This window comes from Sphingopyxis sp., assembly GCF_036261875.1.
Taxonomy (GTDB): Bacteria; Pseudomonadota; Alphaproteobacteria; order Sphingomonadales; family Sphingomonadaceae; genus Sphingopyxis.
This window is the reverse complement of sequence record NZ_DATAJZ010000022.1, coordinates 72,980-90,196: the sequence shown is the minus strand read 5'-3', so window position 1 is coordinate 90,196 and position 17,217 is coordinate 72,980. Positions and strand designations below refer to the sequence as shown.

The 17,217-nt window shown below is 66.8% G+C and carries 12 protein-coding genes; 8 read left to right on the top strand and 4 right to left on the bottom strand.

Annotated elements, in window-relative coordinates:
- Positions 1 to 282: 282 nt before the first annotated feature.
- Both dnaE and VHO04_RS09705 read left to right on the top strand, forming a co-directional pair.
- The gene (gene dnaE / locus VHO04_RS09710) at positions 283 to 3,786 is read left to right on the top strand and encodes a DNA polymerase III subunit alpha (RefSeq protein WP_329628133.1); all 3,504 of its coding nucleotides are present in this window, start codon (positions 283 to 285) and stop codon (positions 3,784 to 3,786) included.
- Between the two features lie 74 nt (positions 3,787 to 3,860).
- Positions 3,861 to 5,465: a long-chain fatty acid--CoA ligase gene (locus VHO04_RS09705; protein ID WP_329628253.1), complete on the top strand. Its 1,605-nt coding sequence runs from the start codon at positions 3,861 to 3,863 to the stop codon at positions 5,463 to 5,465.
- A 112-nt stretch (positions 5,466 to 5,577) separates the two neighbouring features.
- Here the strand turns inward: VHO04_RS09705 and VHO04_RS09700 are convergent, their stop codons facing one another.
- The 4 genes from VHO04_RS09700 to VHO04_RS09685 all read right to left on the bottom strand — a co-directional run bounded on the left by VHO04_RS09700 (position 5,578) and on the right by VHO04_RS09685 (position 9,808).
- Positions 5,578 to 6,666, bottom strand: a complete 1,089-nt coding sequence (locus tag VHO04_RS09700; RefSeq protein ID WP_329628132.1) for a PA0069 family radical SAM protein — start codon at positions 6,664 to 6,666, stop codon at positions 5,578 to 5,580.
- A gap of 76 nt (positions 6,667 to 6,742) precedes the next feature.
- Positions 6,743 to 7,267, bottom strand: coding sequence for a molybdenum cofactor biosynthesis protein B (moaB, locus tag VHO04_RS09695; RefSeq protein WP_329628131.1), 525 nt, complete (start codon positions 7,265 to 7,267; stop codon positions 6,743 to 6,745).
- Entirely contained in the window at positions 7,257 to 9,008 is a 1,752-nt protein-coding gene (locus tag VHO04_RS09690; protein WP_329628130.1) for a lytic transglycosylase domain-containing protein, read from the bottom strand. Before VHO04_RS09690 ends, moaB begins: the two co-directional genes overlap by 11 nt.
- A 14-nt stretch (positions 9,009 to 9,022) precedes the next feature.
- The gene (locus tag VHO04_RS09685; protein ID WP_329628129.1) at positions 9,023 to 9,808 is read right to left on the bottom strand and encodes a uracil-DNA glycosylase family protein; all 786 of its coding nucleotides are present in this window, start codon (positions 9,806 to 9,808) and stop codon (positions 9,023 to 9,025) included.
- A 120-nt stretch (positions 9,809 to 9,928) separates the two neighbouring features.
- On the opposite strand from VHO04_RS09685, the gene VHO04_RS09680 reads away from it, so the two are divergent.
- From VHO04_RS09680 to VHO04_RS09655, 6 genes are read left to right on the top strand one after another with little or no spacing between them, the layout of a single operon-like run.
- A complete protein-coding gene (locus VHO04_RS09680; RefSeq protein WP_329628128.1) occupies positions 9,929 to 11,584 on the top strand; it encodes an electron transfer flavoprotein-ubiquinone oxidoreductase in 1,656 nt (551 codons plus the stop codon).
- Between the two features lie 49 nt (positions 11,585 to 11,633).
- Entirely contained in the window at positions 11,634 to 13,238 is a 1,605-nt protein-coding gene (locus VHO04_RS09675; RefSeq protein ID WP_329628127.1) for a hypothetical protein, read from the top strand.
- Positions 13,238 to 14,086: a 4-(cytidine 5'-diphospho)-2-C-methyl-D-erythritol kinase gene (locus VHO04_RS09670; protein WP_329628126.1), complete on the top strand. Its 849-nt coding sequence runs from the start codon at positions 13,238 to 13,240 to the stop codon at positions 14,084 to 14,086. Before VHO04_RS09675 ends, VHO04_RS09670 begins: the two co-directional genes overlap by 1 nt.
- Entirely contained in the window at positions 14,083 to 14,814 is a 732-nt protein-coding gene (locus VHO04_RS09665) for an N-formylglutamate amidohydrolase (protein ID WP_329628125.1), read from the top strand. Before VHO04_RS09670 ends, VHO04_RS09665 begins: the two co-directional genes overlap by 4 nt.
- Before the next feature lie 59 nt (positions 14,815 to 14,873).
- Positions 14,874 to 16,733, top strand: a complete 1,860-nt coding sequence (gene ilvD, locus VHO04_RS09660; protein WP_329628124.1) for a dihydroxy-acid dehydratase — start codon at positions 14,874 to 14,876, stop codon at positions 16,731 to 16,733.
- Positions 16,730 to 17,116 carry a hypothetical protein gene (locus VHO04_RS09655; protein ID WP_329628123.1) on the top strand — a complete coding sequence of 129 codons (387 nt, stop codon included), beginning with the start codon at positions 16,730 to 16,732 and terminating at the stop codon, positions 17,114 to 17,116. Before ilvD ends, VHO04_RS09655 begins: the two co-directional genes overlap by 4 nt.
- Positions 17,117 to 17,217: the final 101 nt, after the last annotated feature.

Here is a 17,217-nt window from a genome sequence, read left to right as displayed (position 1 = left end):
AGATGAACGGCGCGCGACACGGCTACGGAATCTAGGCGAGGCGCCCGAACGCGGGCATCCCTTTTTGTGGGGTAAAAACAAGGGTGCGCAACGTTAAGCGCGTCGGGACTCTACTCTATCACATTCGCATTTGTCATTGCGAGCGAAACGAAGCAATTCAGAGCGGTCGAGCGCAGCTCTGGATTGCCGCGTCGCCCCGGATCAAGTCCGGGCCTCACCGCAATGACGATTTTGTGAATCGAGACCATGGTCGAATCGCCGTCGTCACGTTAGCGTAACCAAATGGCCTACAGCCCCTTCGTTCCCCTGCGCGTCTTTTCCAGTTTCACCATGCTGGAAGGGGCGATCGATCCGAAAGCCATTGCCAAGGCCGCGCGCGAGCGAGGGTTTCCGGCGATCGCGGTTGCCGATCGCAACGGGCTTTATGGCGTCATGGCGTTTGGTGAAGCGTGCAAGGCGGCGGGGGTGCAGCCGGTCATCGGCGCGCTGCTGAGCGTCGCGCGGCCGGGGCAGCGGCTTGCGAACGGCGCGCCGATGGTCGACTGGCTCGCGCTCTATGCGCAGGACGATGCGGGCTACAACAATCTCTGCGCGCTCGTCTCGCACGCGCATCTCGGGCGGCCGGTCGAGCAGGAGCCGCATGTCGCGCTCTCCGACCTCGCGGGCCGCACCGATGGGCTGCTCTGTCTGACCGGCGGCGGCGAGGGGGCGCTCGCGCGACTGCTCGCGGGGGAGCAGAAGAGCGCGGCGGACGATTATGTCGAGCAGTTGGAGGCGCTGTTCGGCGGACGGCTCTATATCGAGCTGTCGCGACGCGGCGACGCGACCGAGACGGCGGCCGAGGAGGCGCTGATCGACATGGCCTATGCGCGGGCGCTGCCGCTCGTCGCCACCAACCCCGCCAATTTCGTCGAACCGCAATTCCACCCCGCGCACGATGCGATGCTGTGCATCGCGCAATCGGCTTATGTCGAAAGCGAGGATCGCCGGGTGTCGAGCCCCGAGGCGTGGCTGAAGCCCGCCGAGGCGATGGAGGATGCCTTTTCCGACCTGCCCGAGGCGATCCGCAACACGCTGGTCGTCGCGCAGCGCTGCGCCTTCATGGCGCCGAAGCGCGCGCCGATCCTGCCCAGCCTCGCGGGCGACCGCGAAGGCGAGGCGGCGCAGCTCGCGGCCGATGCCCGCGCGGGGCTGGAGGCGCGGCTCGCGCTATATCCCGAATTGAGCGCGGAGGAGCGGCAGGCCTATGTCGAGCGGCTCGATTTCGAGGTCGGGGTCATCACCCAGATGGGGTTCCCCGGCTACTTCCTGATCGTCGCCGACTTCATCAAATGGGCGAAGGCGCACGATATTCCGGTGGGGCCGGGGCGCGGTTCGGGCGCGGGGAGCGTCGTCGCCTGGGCGCTGACGATCACCGATCTCGATCCGCTCAAGCTCGGCCTGCTGTTCGAGCGGTTCCTAAACCCCGAGCGCGTGTCGATGCCCGACTTCGACATCGACTTCTGCGAAACGCGGCGCGGCGAGGTGATCCGCTATGTGCAGGAGAAATACGGCCGCGACACCGTCGCGCAGATCATCACCTTCGGAAAGCTGAAGGCGCGCGCGGTTCTGAAGGACACCGGCCGCGTGCTCCAGATGAGCTATGGTCAGGTCGACCGGCTCGCGAAGCTGGTGCCGAACCATCCGACCGACCCCTGGACGCTCGAACGCGCGCTGAACGGCGTATCCGAGCTGATGACCGAATATAAGCAGGACGATGGCGTCCGCCGCCTGTTCGACATGGCGCGCCAGCTCGAAGGCCTGCCGCGGCACAGCTCGACCCACGCCGCGGGCGTCGTGATCGGCGACCGGCCGCTCGACCAGCTCGTCCCGCTTTATCGCGACCCGCGTTCGGACATGCCGGTGACGCAGTTCGACATGAAATATGTCGAGACGGCAGGGCTGGTGAAATTCGACTTTCTCGGCCTCAAGACACTGTCGGTGCTCAAGGAAGCGCGGCGGCTGCTCGCGCTGCGGGGGGTCGATGTCGATCTCGACCAGCTCGCGTGGGACGACGAGGAAGTCTATGCCCTGCTCCAGCGCGGCGAGACGGTCGGGGTGTTCCAGTTGGAATCCGAAGGGATGCGGCGCACGCTGTCGGCGGTGAAGCCGACCAATTTCGGCGACATCATCGCGCTCGTCGCGCTCTATCGCCCCGGCCCGATGGACAATATTCCGCTGTTCGGCGCGCGCAAGAACGGGCGCGAGCCGATCGCCTATCCGCACCCGCTGCTTGAGGGCATCCTCGCCGAAACCTATGGCATCTTCGTCTATCAGGAACAGGTGATGCAGGCGGCGCAGATTCTCGCCGGCTACAGCCTCGGCGGCGCCGACCTGTTGCGCCGCGCGATGGGCAAGAAGATCCAGGCCGAGATGGACGCGCAGCGCGAGACTTTCGTTGCGGGCTGCGGCGAACATAACAAGATCGACGCGAAGACCGCGAACGAGCTGTTCGACTTGATCGACAAGTTCGCGGGATACGGCTTCAACAAGAGCCATGCCGCGGCCTATGCGCTGCTGTCCTATCAGACCGCGTGGCTGAAGGCGCATTATCCGCACGAATTTTTCGCGGCGTCGATGTCGTTCGACAGCCACCAGACCGACAAATTGTCGATCTTCATCGACGATATGCGCCGGCTGGACATTGCGGTCGCGCCGCCGTCGATCAACGACAGCGAGGCCGATTTCTCGGTCGGGCGTGCGGTGGAAGGAGGGGGCGAGGAGGGGCTCGCGGTGCGCTATGCCCTCGGCGCGCTGAAGGGCGTCGGCGAAAAGGCGATGGAGGTGCTCGTCGCCGAGCGCCATGCCAAGGGCGAATTCGCCAGCCTCGACGATTTCGCGAGCCGCATCGATCCCAAGCAGCTCAACCGCCGCCAGATCGAGGCGCTGGCGGGGGGCGGCGCCTTCGACTGTGTCGAGCCCGACCGGCCGCGCGCCTTTGCCGGGGCCGAGGCGCTGCTCGCCTGCGCGAACAGTTCGGCGCACGAGCGCTCGACGGGGCAGGGCGGGCTTTTCGGCGGCGACATCGCGATCGCGCCCGCGCTCCAGCTTCCAGCCGCCGAGCCGTGGACGCTCGCCGAGCGGATGACGCGCGAGAAGGAAGCGTTCGGTTTCTATTTCTCGGCGCACCCGGTCGAGCAATATGAGGCGATCGTTCAGGCGCGCGGCGCGCGCAGCTATGGCGACATTTGCGAAAATGTCGAAATGACGCCGGGAACGCGCATCCCGATGCTGATGGCGGCGATGGTCGAAAGCGCGCGCGCGCGCGTGTCGCAGCGCGGCAACCGCTTTCTCAACCTGACGCTGTCGGACCGCAGCGGGCAGTTCCAGTCGAGCTGTTTCGACGAGCAGGCGGGCAAGGTGCTGGAAGCGCTGGCGGCCGAAGGGGGCTGCGCGATCCTGTCGGTCGAGCTCGACCTGCTCGAAGGGGAAGAGACGCCGCGGGTGACCGTGCGCGGGGCGCAGTCGCTGGCGGACATCGCCGCGACCGCGGCGCTGCAACTGACATGCCGGGTCGAGCTGGCCGACGCGGTGGCGGAGATTGCGGGGCTGCTCGAACGGCGCGAGGATGCGCGTGGCAAGGTGATCATCGCGACCCGCGATCCGCTCACCGACGACGACATCCGGATCGAACTCGGGAGCCGTTTCGCGCTTGGCCCCGACACCGTCTCGCGCCTTGAAATGGTTGCGGGTGTAACCGACGCTGCGCTTGCACTCGTCGCGCCGCGCGATTTCAGGGTTCGTTAGCCCGCTTCACCCTTGCATCGCTCGCATTTTCAGCCCTATCCCTGAGGTGCAACGATAATCGAGGGATGTCTGAAATGGGAATGCAGGGCCAGCCGCTGCTCGTCACGAGCCTGATCGACCACGCGGCGCGCGAGCATGCCGCGCGCGAGATCATCTCGCGCTGGGCCGACGGCAGCGTGACGCGATCGACGTGGGGCGAGGTGGGCAGTGATGCGCGCCGCTTCGCGGCTGCGATGGTGAAGCTGGGCATGAAGAAGGGCGATCGCATCGCGACGTTGGCGATGAACCACGGTCATCATCTGGTGAGCTGGTACGGGACCGCGGGGATGGGCGGGGTTCTGCACACCGTCAATCCGCGGCTGTTCGACGAGCAACTCGTCTATATCATCAACCATGCCGAGGACCGGGTGCTGTTCCTCGACGCGGCTTTCCTGCCGATCATCGAGCGGCTTAGGCCCGAATTGAAGAGCGTCGAGTATTTCGTCCTGTTCGATGCACCCGCGCAGGACGGCTATCTGTCCTATCGCGACCTGATCGCCGCCGAGGACGGCAGTTTCGCCTGGGTGGAGCTCGACGAGCGCGATCCGGTCGGGCTTTGCTATACCAGCGGCACGACGGGCAATCCCAAGGGCGTGATCTACGAGCATCGCTCGAACGTCCTGCACGCGATTACCGAGGTTCAGCCCGACGCTTTCGACCTGTCGAACCGCAGTGTGATCCTGCCGATCGTGCCGATGTTCCACGCGAACAGCTGGGGCGTTCCCTTCGCAGCGGCGACCGTGGGCGCGAAGATGGTCTTTTCGGCAACCAACGACGCGCAGGCGCTGTGCGACCTGATGCACGCCGAGGGGGTGACGCACAGTGCGGGGGTGCCGACCGTGTGGCTCGCGATGTTCGCGCATATGGACGCAACCGGCATCGGCTATGGCGCGCTCCAGCAGGTCAACATCGGAGGATCGGCGGCGCCGCGCGCGATGGTCGAACGTTTCATGAAGGCGGGCGTCTATGTCGGTCATGCCTGGGGCATGACCGAAACCAGCCCGATCGGGACGATGGGCCGGCGCCCGTGGAACTGGGACAGCCTGAGCTTCGACGAGCAGGTCGATGTCATCTGCCACCAGGGCTGCCCGCCGTTCGGGGTCGAACTGCGCATCGTCGACGACGAGGATCATGTGCTGCCGCGCGACGGCGTGACGAGCGGGCGCCTGCAATGCCGCGGACCGTGGATCATCCAGCGCTATTTCAAGGCCGATGCCGATGCTGCCGACGCCGACGGCTGGTTCGACACCGGCGACGTGTCGGTAATCCACCCAGACGGCGTCATGCAGATCACCGATCGCGCGAAGGATGTCATCAAGTCGGGCGGCGAGTGGATTTCGTCGATCGAGCTCGAAAATGCCGCGGTCGGCGCGCCGGGGGTGCAGGAAGCAGCGGCGGTCGGCGTGTTCCACCCGAAGTGGGACGAGCGGCCGATCCTGCTGATCGTGAAAAAGCCCGGCGCCGAGGTGAGCGAGGCGGGCATCGTCGATTACCTCAAGGATAAGGTCGCGAAATGGTGGCTGCCCGACGAGGTCGTTTTCGTCGACGAACTGCCGCACACCGCGACGGGTAAAATCCTGAAGCGGCAGATTCGGGACGATTACAAGGATTACAAGCTGCGGTCGCTGGTGGAGGCGTAGCGTCATTGCGAGGAGCATAGCGACGAAGCAATCTCCAGCTCACGTTCATTCAGGACGATAGCTGGAGATTGCTTCGCTTCGCTCGCAATGACGGCTTTGGCTGGGCGGTCGATCAGAACAACTCCATCTGCCCATCGCGCTCGGGTGGCCGGAACAGGTCGCAGCGGAGCGGTGGGAAGCGGCGGTCCATGCCGTGTTCGCGCGCGGCGCGCTTGACGCGCTGGCGGATGAGCTGCGGCCAGATGCCTTGGCCTTTCATGCGAGTGAAGAAGCCGGGGTCGTTGTCGCGGCCGCCACGGATGTCCTGAACCATATGCATCACCTTGTCGGCGCGGTCGGGATAGTGGGCGGCAAGCCAGGCGCGGAAGAGCGGGGCGACTTCGTAGGGCAGGCGCATCACTATGTAGGAGGCGCGGATCGCCCCGGCCTCGGCGGCGGCGGCCATGATCGCCTCTATCTCGTGATCGGTGATCGCTGGGATAATCGGCGAGATGTTGACCTGCGTCGGTACGCCGGCGTTGATGAGGCTGCGGATCGCCGCGAGGCGGCGGCGCGGATGCGGCGCGCGGGGTTCGAGCGTGCGCGCGAGCGCCGCGTCGAGCGTCGTCACCGAAATCGCGACCCCGACCAGATCGTCGCGCGCCATCGCCGCGAGCAGGTCGATGTCGCGGAGCAGCCGGTCGGATTTGGTGGTGATGAGCAGCGGGTGCTTCGTTTCGGCCAGAACTTCGACGACTGAGCGGGTGATGCCCCATTCGCGCTCAATCGGTTGATAGCCGTCGGTGTTGGTGCCGATCGCGAGCGGCGCGACTTTGTAATTGCGCTTCGTCAGTTCCTGCCGCAGCAGTTTCGCGGCATCGGGCTTGGCGAAGAGCCGGCTTTCGAAATCGAGGCCGGGCGACAGGTCGTGGAAGGCGTGGGTCGGCCGCGCGAAGCAATAGATGCAGCCATGCTCGCAGCCGCGATAGGGGTTGATCGAGCGGTCGAAGCCGATGTCGGGCGAACTGTTACGCGCGATGATCGTCTTTGGATGTTCGACGGTCACCGTCGTTCGCAGCGGCGGCGGCGCGCCGTCGATATCCTCGGCCGCGTCGAGCCAGTCGCCGTCGGCCTCGCGATCCAGCGAGCCGGTGCGGGTCGGACGGAGATTGGTCGGGGCGCCGCGGCCCGCAATCGGGGGGAGGGGTTTCGGCGATTCCATCGGGGGAGGATATTCCGCCGATGAGAACATATAAAGAACAAAAAAAACTTCTTCCCCCTCCCGCTTGCGGGAGGGGTTATTCGGTCAACCGCGGCATCAGTTCGACGAAGTTGCAGGGACGATGACGACTGTCGAGCTGGGTCGCCAATATGCCTTCCCACGCGTCGGTCACCGCGCCGGTCGAGCCGGGGAGCGCGAAGATATAGGTGCCGCGCGCGACGACCGCGCAGGCGCGCGACTGGATCGTCGAGGTGCCGATCGTCTGGTAGCTCAGCCAGCGGAACAATTCGCCGAAGCCGGGAATATCCTTGCCGTCGAGGCGGTGCAGCGCCTCCGGCGTGACGTCGCGGCCGGTGAGGCCGGTGCCGCCGGTGGTGATGATGACATCGACGTCCGGGTCGTCGATCCAGCCCAGGAGGCGCGAGACGATCAGGTCGCTTTCGTCGCCGATGATCGCGCGCGCGGCAAGGATATGACCCGCATCGCTCAGCAATGCCTCCAGCTTGTCGCCCGATTTGTCGTCGGTAGCGCTGCGGCTGTCCGAAATCGTCAGAATCGCAATGCGAACCGGCCGGAACGGCAGGCTGGCATCAATTGGCATCGGCGAGGCCGCCGGCCCAGCTCAGCCGGGTGCGATCCTTGCTGTCGGGGAAGCGCGGCCATTTGCCCTGCGCGAGCGCCGCGCGGCTGACCGACGGCTTGCCCTGCTGCGCTTCGTACATCCAGTAATTGCGCAGGACGGTGCCGACATAGCCGCGCGTTTCCCAATAGGGGATCGATTCGATGTAGAGCAGCGGGTCGCCATTGTCGCGAATCTCGCTCTGCCAGCGCGCGATCGGCGCGGGTCCGGCGTTATAGGCAGCGATCACCTTGGGCAGCAGGCCGCCTGTCGAGCCGTCCTTGCTGAGATATTCGAGATAGCGCTGGCCGAAATCCATGTTGACCGCGGGCGTCTTGAGGTCGCCCGGCGCACGGCCGTCGCCGTTCCAGCGCGCAAGGTCGGATGCGGTGCCGGGGCGCACCTGCATCAGCCCCATCGCACCCGCGGGGCTCACGACCGCGCGCTGGAACCGCGATTCCTGGAGCGTGTGGGCAAAGACGAGCGCCGGATCGACGCGCCAGCCGCCATTGGGCTCCCATTTGGGCTGCGGATAGCGCGCCGCCGTCGCGAGCTTGCGGCCTTGCGGCGTGTTGTGCGCGAGATAGAGCTGGGTTTCGGGAAGGCTGAGCGCCTGCGCCATGCCGGCGAGCTGGGCGTGCTGGTTCGGATTGCCGATGCGCGCCTGATGCTTCAGCAGTTCGCCGGCATAGGCGTCCTCGCCGATCTCGGCGAACGCCATGGCGGCGCGGACGTTGGGCAGATCTTCGAGCGCGCGCCAGGCGCTGCGGTCGGGACGGACATTCTCGCGCTGGCTGCCGGTCTCGATGCCCAGCGTTTCGGCGGCGAGCAGGCCATAAAGGGTTTCCTCGTTCGCCGCGGCGGCGCGCAGGCGCGCCTGCACCGACTGCGGCTGGCCCGAGGCGATCGCGGCGCGCGACGCCCAATAATAAGCCGCGGCGCGCAGTTCGCTGTCGGGCGCTTCGCGCGCGACGCGGTCGAACGAGACGAGCGCGGTCGGATAGTCGCGCAGGCGCCACGCGGCGAGCCCCTGCACCCACGCGGCCTGCGTCGCCCAGGCGCCGCGTCCTTCGGTGCAGGCCTGCGACAGGCGCAGCGCATTCTGATCGTCATTCTCGATATAATAGGACCAGGCGATTTTTTGCCGCCATTCGTCGCGCGCCTCGGGCGTCAGCTTGTCGGCGACCGCCATGTAGAGCGATTCGGCGCCCGCCGGGTCGTCGTTCTTGATCCGGTCGGGGATCGAACGCGCGAGCCCTGCGGCGAACGGGTCGCTGACGCTGTCGGCGCCGACGCGGCGCGGCGCGGTGCCCGACCAGCTCAGGCGGTTCTGATAGGGGAGCGTGGGAATGTCGGTTGCACCGCGCTTGGTCGCGAGGCGGCCGAGCTGTTCGGCCTGCGGCAGTTCGGACGAGCGCGCGAGGATCGGCATGATGTCGGCGACTTCGGCACGCGGACTGTTCGCGGCGGTGAGCAGTTCGGCGCGCAGGAAATCGGCGAGCGGGCCGTTGTCGTCGCCGAGCAAGGATTTCGCTTCGGCCCAGCGCTGGCCGCGGATCGCGGCGAGCACCTGCGTATAGAGCTGCTTCTGTTTCGAGGAGAGAATGTCGGGCACCGTCTGCGGTGCGGCGAGCAGGTCGGGCGTCCCGGCATCGGCGGCGAGCGCGGGCGAGGCCGTCGCAGCCAGGGCCAGAAGCGCGCCCGAGAGCAATTTTGCGGTCATAATCTTCATCTCTGTCAACGTCCCCGGTTGAACAGTTTCAGGCTATCCCAGGCGGCCGCCTTTTGCGCGGGCCGGGCAAGCAGCATCGCGGGGTGCGCGACTGCCACGGCCTCCATCTTGCCGCCATCTTGGTTAAGATCGAGTAACCTTCCGCGCGCGTCGGGAAGCGACAGGCCCGCCGCCATCTGCACGACGTCGCTACCGACCAGCAGCAGGCGCTGCGGCTTTGCGAGCCCGAGGTGATGCCAGAGCAGCCGGTCGAGCTCGCCCTTGTCCTTCTCGTCGCAGCGGCCGCCGGGCGGGCGCGTGACGGCAAGGCTGGCGAGATAGCAGTCGGCGCGCGCCATTCCGATCGCGCGCAGCATCGCGTCGAGAAGCTGGCCCGCGGGGCCGGAAAAGAGCGTGGCGTCGCGCTGGTCGTCGATCTCGGGCCAGGCGGTGAGCAGCATCAGCGGCGCTTCGGCCTGCCCCGCGGGAAGCACGCGGCGCGCGTCCCACTGGCTGCCCGGCACGTCGGGGCCTTCGGCCAGCCATGTCTGGAAGGTGTTCCAGTCGTCCGGAAAGATGACCGGGCCTTTGGGGGCGGCTTCGGCGGGCACTTCGCGGCGCTGGAGCGCGGCAGGAAGCGGAGGGGCTTCGGGCTCGGCGACCGGCGACGGTTTGGGCCTTGCCGCAACGTCATTGGCGACCGGCACGTCGAGCCAGCCCGCCGGCGCTTCGCCGACGAGCGAATCCACTCCAGCCAGCGACCACCAGTCGTGATAGCTTGTCGCCAGCAAGGTTGAATTGCGCCCACCCATGATTTTGTTTCAAACAGGCAGTTGACGGGGCCGTCAATTGGCGGGCATCGCAATATGTGACAGAGTGAGCGCGGGACACGATGAATGATCCCGCGCGGGGACGGCAGAAAGGTACTTGCGGTGAGCGAACGGGAATCGATGCCCTATGACGTCGTGATCGTCGGGGCGGGGCCTGCGGGGCTTTCGGCGGCGATCCGGCTGAAACAGCTGGCGAACGAGGCGGGCAGCGAATTGTCGGTCTGTATCCTCGAAAAGGGGTCCGAAGTCGGCGCGCATATCCTGTCGGGGGCGGTGATCGACCCCAAATCGCTCGACGAACTGATCCCCGAGTGGCGGGTTCAGGGTTGCCCGCTCGCCGAAGTGCCGGTGAACGACAATCAGCATTGGGTGCTGACCAAGGCGAAGAAGTTCGGGGTCCCGCACTTCATTACCCCCGGCTTCATGCACAACAAGGGCACTTACACGGGCAGCCTCGGCAATCTCTGCCGCTGGCTGGCCGAGCAGGCCGAGGGGCTGGGTGTCGAAATCTTCCCCGGTTTCGCGGCCGCCGAAATCCTCTATAATGACGATGGATCGGTGAAGGGCGTCGCGACCGGCGACATGGGCATCGCGCGCGACGGCAGCCACAAGCCCGACTATGCCCCCGGCCTCGAACTTCATGCGAAATACACTTTCTTCGCCGAGGGCGTGCGCGGGCACCTCACCAAGATGCTCAAGCCGCAATTCGCCCTCGACGCCGATTGCGAGCCGCAGGTTTACGGCATCGGGGTCAAGGAACTGTGGGACATCGATTCCGAAAACCATGCGCCGGGCCGCGTCATCCACACGCAGGGCTGGCCGCTCGATGAGAATGCCAATGGCGGCGGCTTCCTCTATCATCAGGCGAACGGGCAGGTCGCGCTGGGCTTCGTGACCTGGCTCAACTATCGCAACCCGCACATCTCCCCTTTTCAGGAGATGCAGAAGTGGAAGACGCATCCCGAGATCGCCAAGATTCTCAAGGGCGGCAAGCGCGTCTCCTATGGCGCGCGCGCGATCAGCGACGGCGGCTGGCAGTCGGTGCCGAAGCTCGCCTTTCCGGGCGGCGCGCTGATCGGCGACACCGCGGGATTTCTCAACGTGCCGCGCATCAAGGGCACGCATACGGCGATGAAATCGGGCATGATGGCGGCGGAGGCAGCCTTTGCCGCCGTCACCGCGGGGCGCGAGGGCGATGTGCTGACCGCCTATCAGGATGCCTATGACGAAAGCTGGGTGAAGAAGGAACTCGGCATCGTCCGCAACGTGCTGCCGCTGGTCGAGAAGTTCGGCGACCTCGCCGGAACGATCCTGTCGGGCATGACAATGTGGCTCGAAACGCTGGGCATCCGCGTGCCCTTCACGATGAAGCATCACCCCGACAACACGACGCTCTATCGTGCCGACCAGATGAAGAAGCCCGACTATCCGAAGCCCGATGGCGTGCTGACCTTCGACCGCCTGTCCTCGGTGTTCCTGTCGAACACCAATCATGAGGAGGATCAGCCGGTCCATCTGCAATTGAAGGACCCGTCGATCCCGATCGAATATAATCTGCCGCTCTATGACGAGCCCGCGCAGCGTTATTGCCCGGCGGGGGTTTACGAGGTCGTCGGGCAGGACGAGGGCAATCCGCGCTTCGTCATCAACGCGCAGAATTGCGTCCACTGCAAGACCTGCGACATCAAGGACCCGACCCAGAATATCAACTGGGTCACTCCCGAAGGCGGCGGAGGCCCCAATTACCCCAATATGTAAGTCCGTTCGCCTGATTTTCGCTGTCGGCGCCCTTGCCGCCGCCGGTCCCGTGCAGGCGGCCGTCGACGATGGCGCCACGCTCGCGGCGCTGGCGGATGCGCGGCTGGCCGAGGAAGCGAACGATCCGGCCGCGGCCCTGACGGCGCTGGCCCGCGTCGCGAGCGCAGCGCCTGAGCTGCCCGGGCTGCGCGGCCGGATGCTCGAACAGGCGATTCAAGCGGGCGACCTGCCCGCCGCACGCAGCGCCGCGCTCCGGCTCTGGCAGGGCGGCGACCGGCGTTTCGACGCTCAGCTCGTGCTTGTCGTCGATGCGATGCGGCGTGCGGATTGGAAGGGCGCGCGCGACTATCTGAACGGCCGGTCCGACAAGGCCGGCGGCGATCCGATCACCCGGTTGATCCTTCCGACCTTTCAGAGCTGGATCGATGTCGGCGCGCGCGAAAAGGCGCCCGAGCGGCATCTGCTCGCCGCAGCGGGGAAGGGGCGCCCCGAACCCGCGCTGGAACTGGAAGCGGCGCTCGTTCAGCTTGCGGCGAAGCGCCCGGCCGAGGCGGCGACGCTGGCGGCTGAAACGACCCCGACCGACCGCCTGAGCCAGCTTGTCGCGCTGCGCCTCGCCGCAACGCTCGCCGCAGCGGGCGAAGCAGAGGCGGCCGACGCGCTACGCGGGCGGATCGCACTGGCGGCGGGTGGGCGCGAAGATCCAATGCTGCTGCTGCCCGACCAGCCGGTGTCGACGCCGCGCGGCGGGATGGCGCATTGGCTCGCGCTGCTCGGCGACGGCTTTGCGCGGATGCCGAACGGCAGCGCCAAACTGTCGCTGCTGTTCGGCCGCGCCGCCTATTGGCTGGACGATGGTGATTGGGCGGTGCGTTCGGCGCTCGTCGAATCGCTCGATCGCGGCGATCGGGAGCGTGATGCCATGGCGCTGCTGGCAGGCGGCCGAACGGCGCTCCCGCCGGTGCTTCAGATGCGCCGCGCCGAACTGATGGCCGACGCGGGCGAGCTTGCGGGGGCGACCGCGCTTGCCGAAGCGGCGGTGAAGGCCTCTCCGGCGCGCAGCATGTTCGCGCGCTTCGCGGACATCGCGCGGCGCGCCGAAGACCGCGAGGCCACGGCGCGCGCTTATGCGGGAATCGAGGCGACGCTGGGCGAGGGCCCCGAGGATCGCGCCTTGCGCGGGAATCTGCTGATTGCGCGCGCCGAACTGCGATTGCTGGCCGATGATTGGGATGGCGCGTCGGCGCTGATCGAGCAGGCGGTCGCGCTGCGCCCCGATGATCCGGCGGTGCTCAACTTCGCGGGCTATTCGGCGATCGAGCGGCGCCAGAATGTCGCGCAGGCGCTCGCGCGGATCGAGGCGGCGTGGCAGGCCGAGCCGCAGGACGCCGCGATCACCGATTCGCTCGGTTGGGCCTATTTCCTCACCGGGCGCACCGCCGATGCGGTGCCGCTGCTCGAAAAGGCGCAGGCGGGAGATCCCGGCAATGCGGTGATTGTCGAGCATCTGGGCGATGCCTATTGGCAGGCGGGGCGTAAGTTTCAGGCGCGTTACACCTGGCGCGCGGCGGCGCTGCTCGCCGAGGCCGACATGGCGGCGCGGCTCGCGGCGAAGCTGCGCGATGGGCTGACGACCGCGACGACGGCGCCGTGATGGCTATCCTGCGCGAAACCGGTTGGGCGAAGATCAACCTGGCGCTGCATATCCGCGCGCGGCGCGCCGACGGCTATCACGAGATCGAGACGTTGTTCGCTTTCGTCGATGCGGGCGATGCAATCACGGCCGAGGTGGCGGGCGCCGACCGGCTGATCCTCGATGGCGAATTTGCCGAGGGACTGTCGGACGGCGCCGACAATCTGGTGCTGCGCGTGCTGGCGTTGATGCGCGCGCGTCATGGCGCGGACCGCGTGCCGCCGTTGGATATCCGGCTGACCAAGACCCTGCCCGTGGCGGCGGGGATCGGCGGCGGATCGGCCGATGCCGCGGCGATGGCGCGGCTGGTGCGGCGGCATTTCCTGCCCGAAATCGGCGACGCGCCGCTGGCGCGGCTGGTCGCGCCGCTCGGCGCCGATATCGCGGCTTGTGTCGCGAGCGCCACCTGCCTCGGCACCGGCGTCGGCGAGCAATTGAGCGCGGCGCCGGAACTCGCGCTGAGCGGAACGCCGGTCCTGCTCGTCAATCCGCGCCAGCCGGTCGCGACGGGGCCGGTGTTCGCGGCGTGGGACGGCGTCGACCGCGGCCCCCTGTTCACCGGCGCCGATCTGCGCGCGCAGCTTTTTGCCTCGCGCAATGATTTGCAGCGCCCCGCGATCGCTCAATGCCCCGCGATTGTCGATGTCCTGACCGAACTGGGGGCGCTGAAACCCTGGCTCGCGCGCATGTCGGGATCGGGCGCAACCTGCTTCGCGTTGTTCGACGCGCCTGCCGAGCGCGATGCGGCGGCGGCGCGGCTCGCGGCGAGCCACCCGCACTGGTGGCACCTCGCGGGGGCGCTCAGATGAGCGAGGCGTGGCGGCAGTTGGGAACAGCGCGCGCGGGCGGCGTGTTGTTGATCGGCGATCATGCTTCGGCGCATGTGCCGGAGGATATCGATCTCGGCATCGAGGCGGCGCTGCTCGCCAACCATATCGCGATCGATATCGGCGTCGCCGAGGTGGCGGCGCTGCTGGTCGAGGCGGGCGCGGTCGATGCCGCGATCCTCGGCGGCGTGTCGCGGCTCGTCGTCGACTGCAACCGCGACGAGGATGCGCCGGGCGCGATCCCGATCGCCAGCGACGGTCACGCGATCCCCGGCAATGCGCTCGATCGGGAGGCGCACGAAGCGCGGCTGGCGCGCTTCTTCCGCCCCTATCACGACCATATCGCCGGGGTGATCGCGGCGCATCGCCCGGCAATGATCCTGTCGCTGCACAGCTTCACACCCTTGCTGGCGAGCGACCCGGACCAGACGCGGCCTTGGCAGGTCGGGGTGCTCTACAATGAAGACGACCGGCTTGCGGGGCCTGCGATTGCCGCGCTGGCGGCGGAGGGGTTGATCGTCGGCGACCAGCTTCCCTATTCGGGCAAGCTGCTCAACGCGACGATGAATCGCCATGCCGAAGCGAACGCCATTCCTTACGTGGGGATCGAGATGCGGCAGGATCTGGCCGGCGATGCTGCGGGGCAGGCGCTGTTCGCCGAACGGCTGGCGCGGATGTGCAGGAAGCTATCGTTGAAACTGCCCGCATAGGCGTGTAGAGGCGCTTTCAATCGTTGATTTATGAAATAATATTATCAGGAACTCTCCAAATGGCTTCTTATCGTTCTCGCACCACCACCCATGGCCGCAACATGGCGGGCGCGCGCGGGCTCTGGCGCGCGACGGGGATGAAGGACGGCGATTTCGGCAAGCCGATCATCGCGGTGGTCAACAGCTTCACCCAGTTCGTTCCCGGCCACGTCCATCTGAAAGACCTCGGCCAGATGGTCGCGCGCGAGATCGAGGCCGCGGGGGGCGTCGCCAAGGAATTCAACACGATTGCGGTCGATGACGGGATCGCGATGGGGCATGACGGCATGCTCTATTCGCTGCCGAGCCGCGACCTGATCGCCGACAGCGTCGAATATATGGTCAATGCGCATTGCGCCGACGCGATGGTGTGCATCTCCAACTGCGATAAGATCACGCCGGGGATGCTGATGGCGGCGCTGCGGATCAACATCCCGGTCGTGTTCGTTTCGGGCGGGCCGATGGAGGCGGGCAAGGTCGTGCTGAAGGGCAAGGAGGTCGCGCTCGATCTCGTCGATGCCATGGTCGCCGCCGCCGACGAAAAATACAGCGACGCCGACGTGACCGCGATCGAGCAGGCGGCTTGCCCGACCTGTGGAAGCTGTTCGGGCATGTTCACCGCCAATTCGATGAACTGCCTGACCGAGGCGCTGGGGCTGTCGCTGCCGGGCAATGGTTCGACCCTGGCGACGCACGCCGACCGCAAGGCGCTGTTCCTGCGCGCGGGGCGGATGATCGTCGAGATGTGCCGCCGCCATTATGAGGAAGGCGATGACAGCGTGCTGCCGCGCACGATCGCAAGTTTCGAGGCGTTCGAGAATGCGATGAGCCTCGACATCGCGATGGGTGGGTCGACCAACACCGTGCTTCACCTGCTCGCCGCCGCGTACGAGGCAGGGGTCGATTTCACCATGGCCGACATCGACCGGCTGTCACGCCGCGTCCCCTGCCTGTCGAAGGTCGCGCCCGCGAAGCAGGACGTCCATATGGAGGACGTCCACCGCGCGGGCGGGATCATGGCGATCCTCGGCCAGCTCGAGCGCGCGGGGCTGCTCCACGCGCACCTGCCGACCGTGCATAGCGCGACGCTGGGCGATGCGCTCAACAAATGGGATATCTCGCGCACCAACGATCCCGATGTCCAGACCTTCTTCATGGCGGCGCCCGGCGGCGTGCCGACGCAGACCGCGTTCAGCCAGGATCGGCGCTGGGACTCGCTCGACCTCGATCGCGAGGCGGGGGTGATCCGTTCGGCCGATCATGCGTTCAGCAAGGACGGCGGGCTCGCGGTGCTGTCGGGCAATATCGCGCTCGACGGCTGTATCGTGAAGACCGCGGGGGTCGACGAATCGATCCTGACATTCGCGGGACCGGCCAAGGTTTATGAAAGCCAGGACGCCGCGGTCGCGGGCATATTGACCGGACAGGTCGAGGCGGGCGACGTCGTCGTCATCCGCTACGAAGGACCGAAGGGCGGACCGGGAATGCAGGAAATGCTTTATCCGACGAGCTATCTCAAATCGAAGGGGCTCGGCGCCGCCTGCGCGCTGATCACCGATGGGCGCTTTTCGGGCGGCACCTCGGGCCTGTCGATCGGCCATGTCTCGCCGGAAGCGGCCGAGGGCGGGGCAATCGGGCTGGTCGAGAATGGCGACCTGATCGAGATCGACATTCCGGGGCGCAGCATCAAGCTGGTCCTGTCCGACGCCGAGCTCGCGGCGCGGCGCGCGGCGATGGAAGCCAAGGGTGACGATGCCTGGCAACCCGCCAAGCCGCGCCCGCGCAAGGTTTCGGTAGCACTTCAGGCCTATGCCGCGATGACGACCAGCGCCGCGCGGGGCGCGGTGCGCGACCTGTCGCAGTTGAAGGGCAAAAGATGAAGGCATTTGGGGGTGTGATCGCGGTCTTGCTCGTCGCGGGCTGCAACGGCGGCCCCGACAATGGCAAGCTCGCCGAGGCCGAAGCGCGCGGCAGCAAGGAAGCGGCGCTCGACGGCCTCATCGACTGCGCGCTCGAAGACGCGAAGGCGTTCGACCGCGACTGCACGATCACCGAAATGAGCGGCGCCGACGGCACTGTGCTGGTGGTCGGCAAGGCGGACGTCGGATATCGCCGGCTGCAGATCGCGAGCGACGGGCGCGGGGTGGTATCGGCTGATGGCGCCGAGTCCGCGAAAGTGACGATCGTCGGCGACGGGATGATCGAGGTTGCGGTCGGCGCCGATCGCTATCGGCTACCCGCGAATACCGGCGTGACGAAATAATCAACTCGTCATTGCGAGCGCAGCGAAGCAATCCAGGGCGGTTTACGCGCACTCTGGGTTGCTTCGCTGCGCTCGCAATGACGATTTCCTTGAATGGCCCG

Excerpts from the sequence above, each read along its gene's own strand:
- dnaE (WP_329628133.1), top strand. The coding sequence starts at position 283 with ATGGCCTACAGCCCCTTCGTTCCCCTGCGCGTCTTTTCCAGTTTCACC.
- moaB (WP_329628131.1), bottom strand. The coding sequence starts at position 7,267 with ATGCCAATTGATGCCAGCCTGCCGTTCCGGCCGGTTCGCATTGCGATT.
- VHO04_RS09655 (WP_329628123.1), top strand. The coding sequence starts at position 16,730 with ATGAAGGCATTTGGGGGTGTGATCGCGGTCTTGCTCGTCGCGGGCTGC.
- VHO04_RS09690 (WP_329628130.1), bottom strand. The coding sequence starts at position 9,008 with ATGACCGCAAAATTGCTCTCGGGCGCGCTTCTGGCCCTGGCTGCGACG.
- VHO04_RS09665 (WP_329628125.1), top strand. The coding sequence starts at position 14,083 with ATGAGCGAGGCGTGGCGGCAGTTGGGAACAGCGCGCGCGGGCGGCGTG.
- VHO04_RS09705 (WP_329628253.1), top strand. The coding sequence starts at position 3,861 with ATGGGAATGCAGGGCCAGCCGCTGCTCGTCACGAGCCTGATCGACCAC.
- VHO04_RS09700 (WP_329628132.1), bottom strand. The coding sequence starts at position 6,666 with ATGGAATCGCCGAAACCCCTCCCCCCGATTGCGGGCCGCGGCGCCCCG.
- ilvD (WP_329628124.1), top strand. The coding sequence starts at position 14,874 with ATGGCTTCTTATCGTTCTCGCACCACCACCCATGGCCGCAACATGGCG.
- VHO04_RS09685 (WP_329628129.1), bottom strand. The coding sequence starts at position 9,808 with ATGGGTGGGCGCAATTCAACCTTGCTGGCGACAAGCTATCACGACTGG.
- VHO04_RS09670 (WP_329628126.1), top strand. The coding sequence starts at position 13,238 with ATGGCTATCCTGCGCGAAACCGGTTGGGCGAAGATCAACCTGGCGCTG.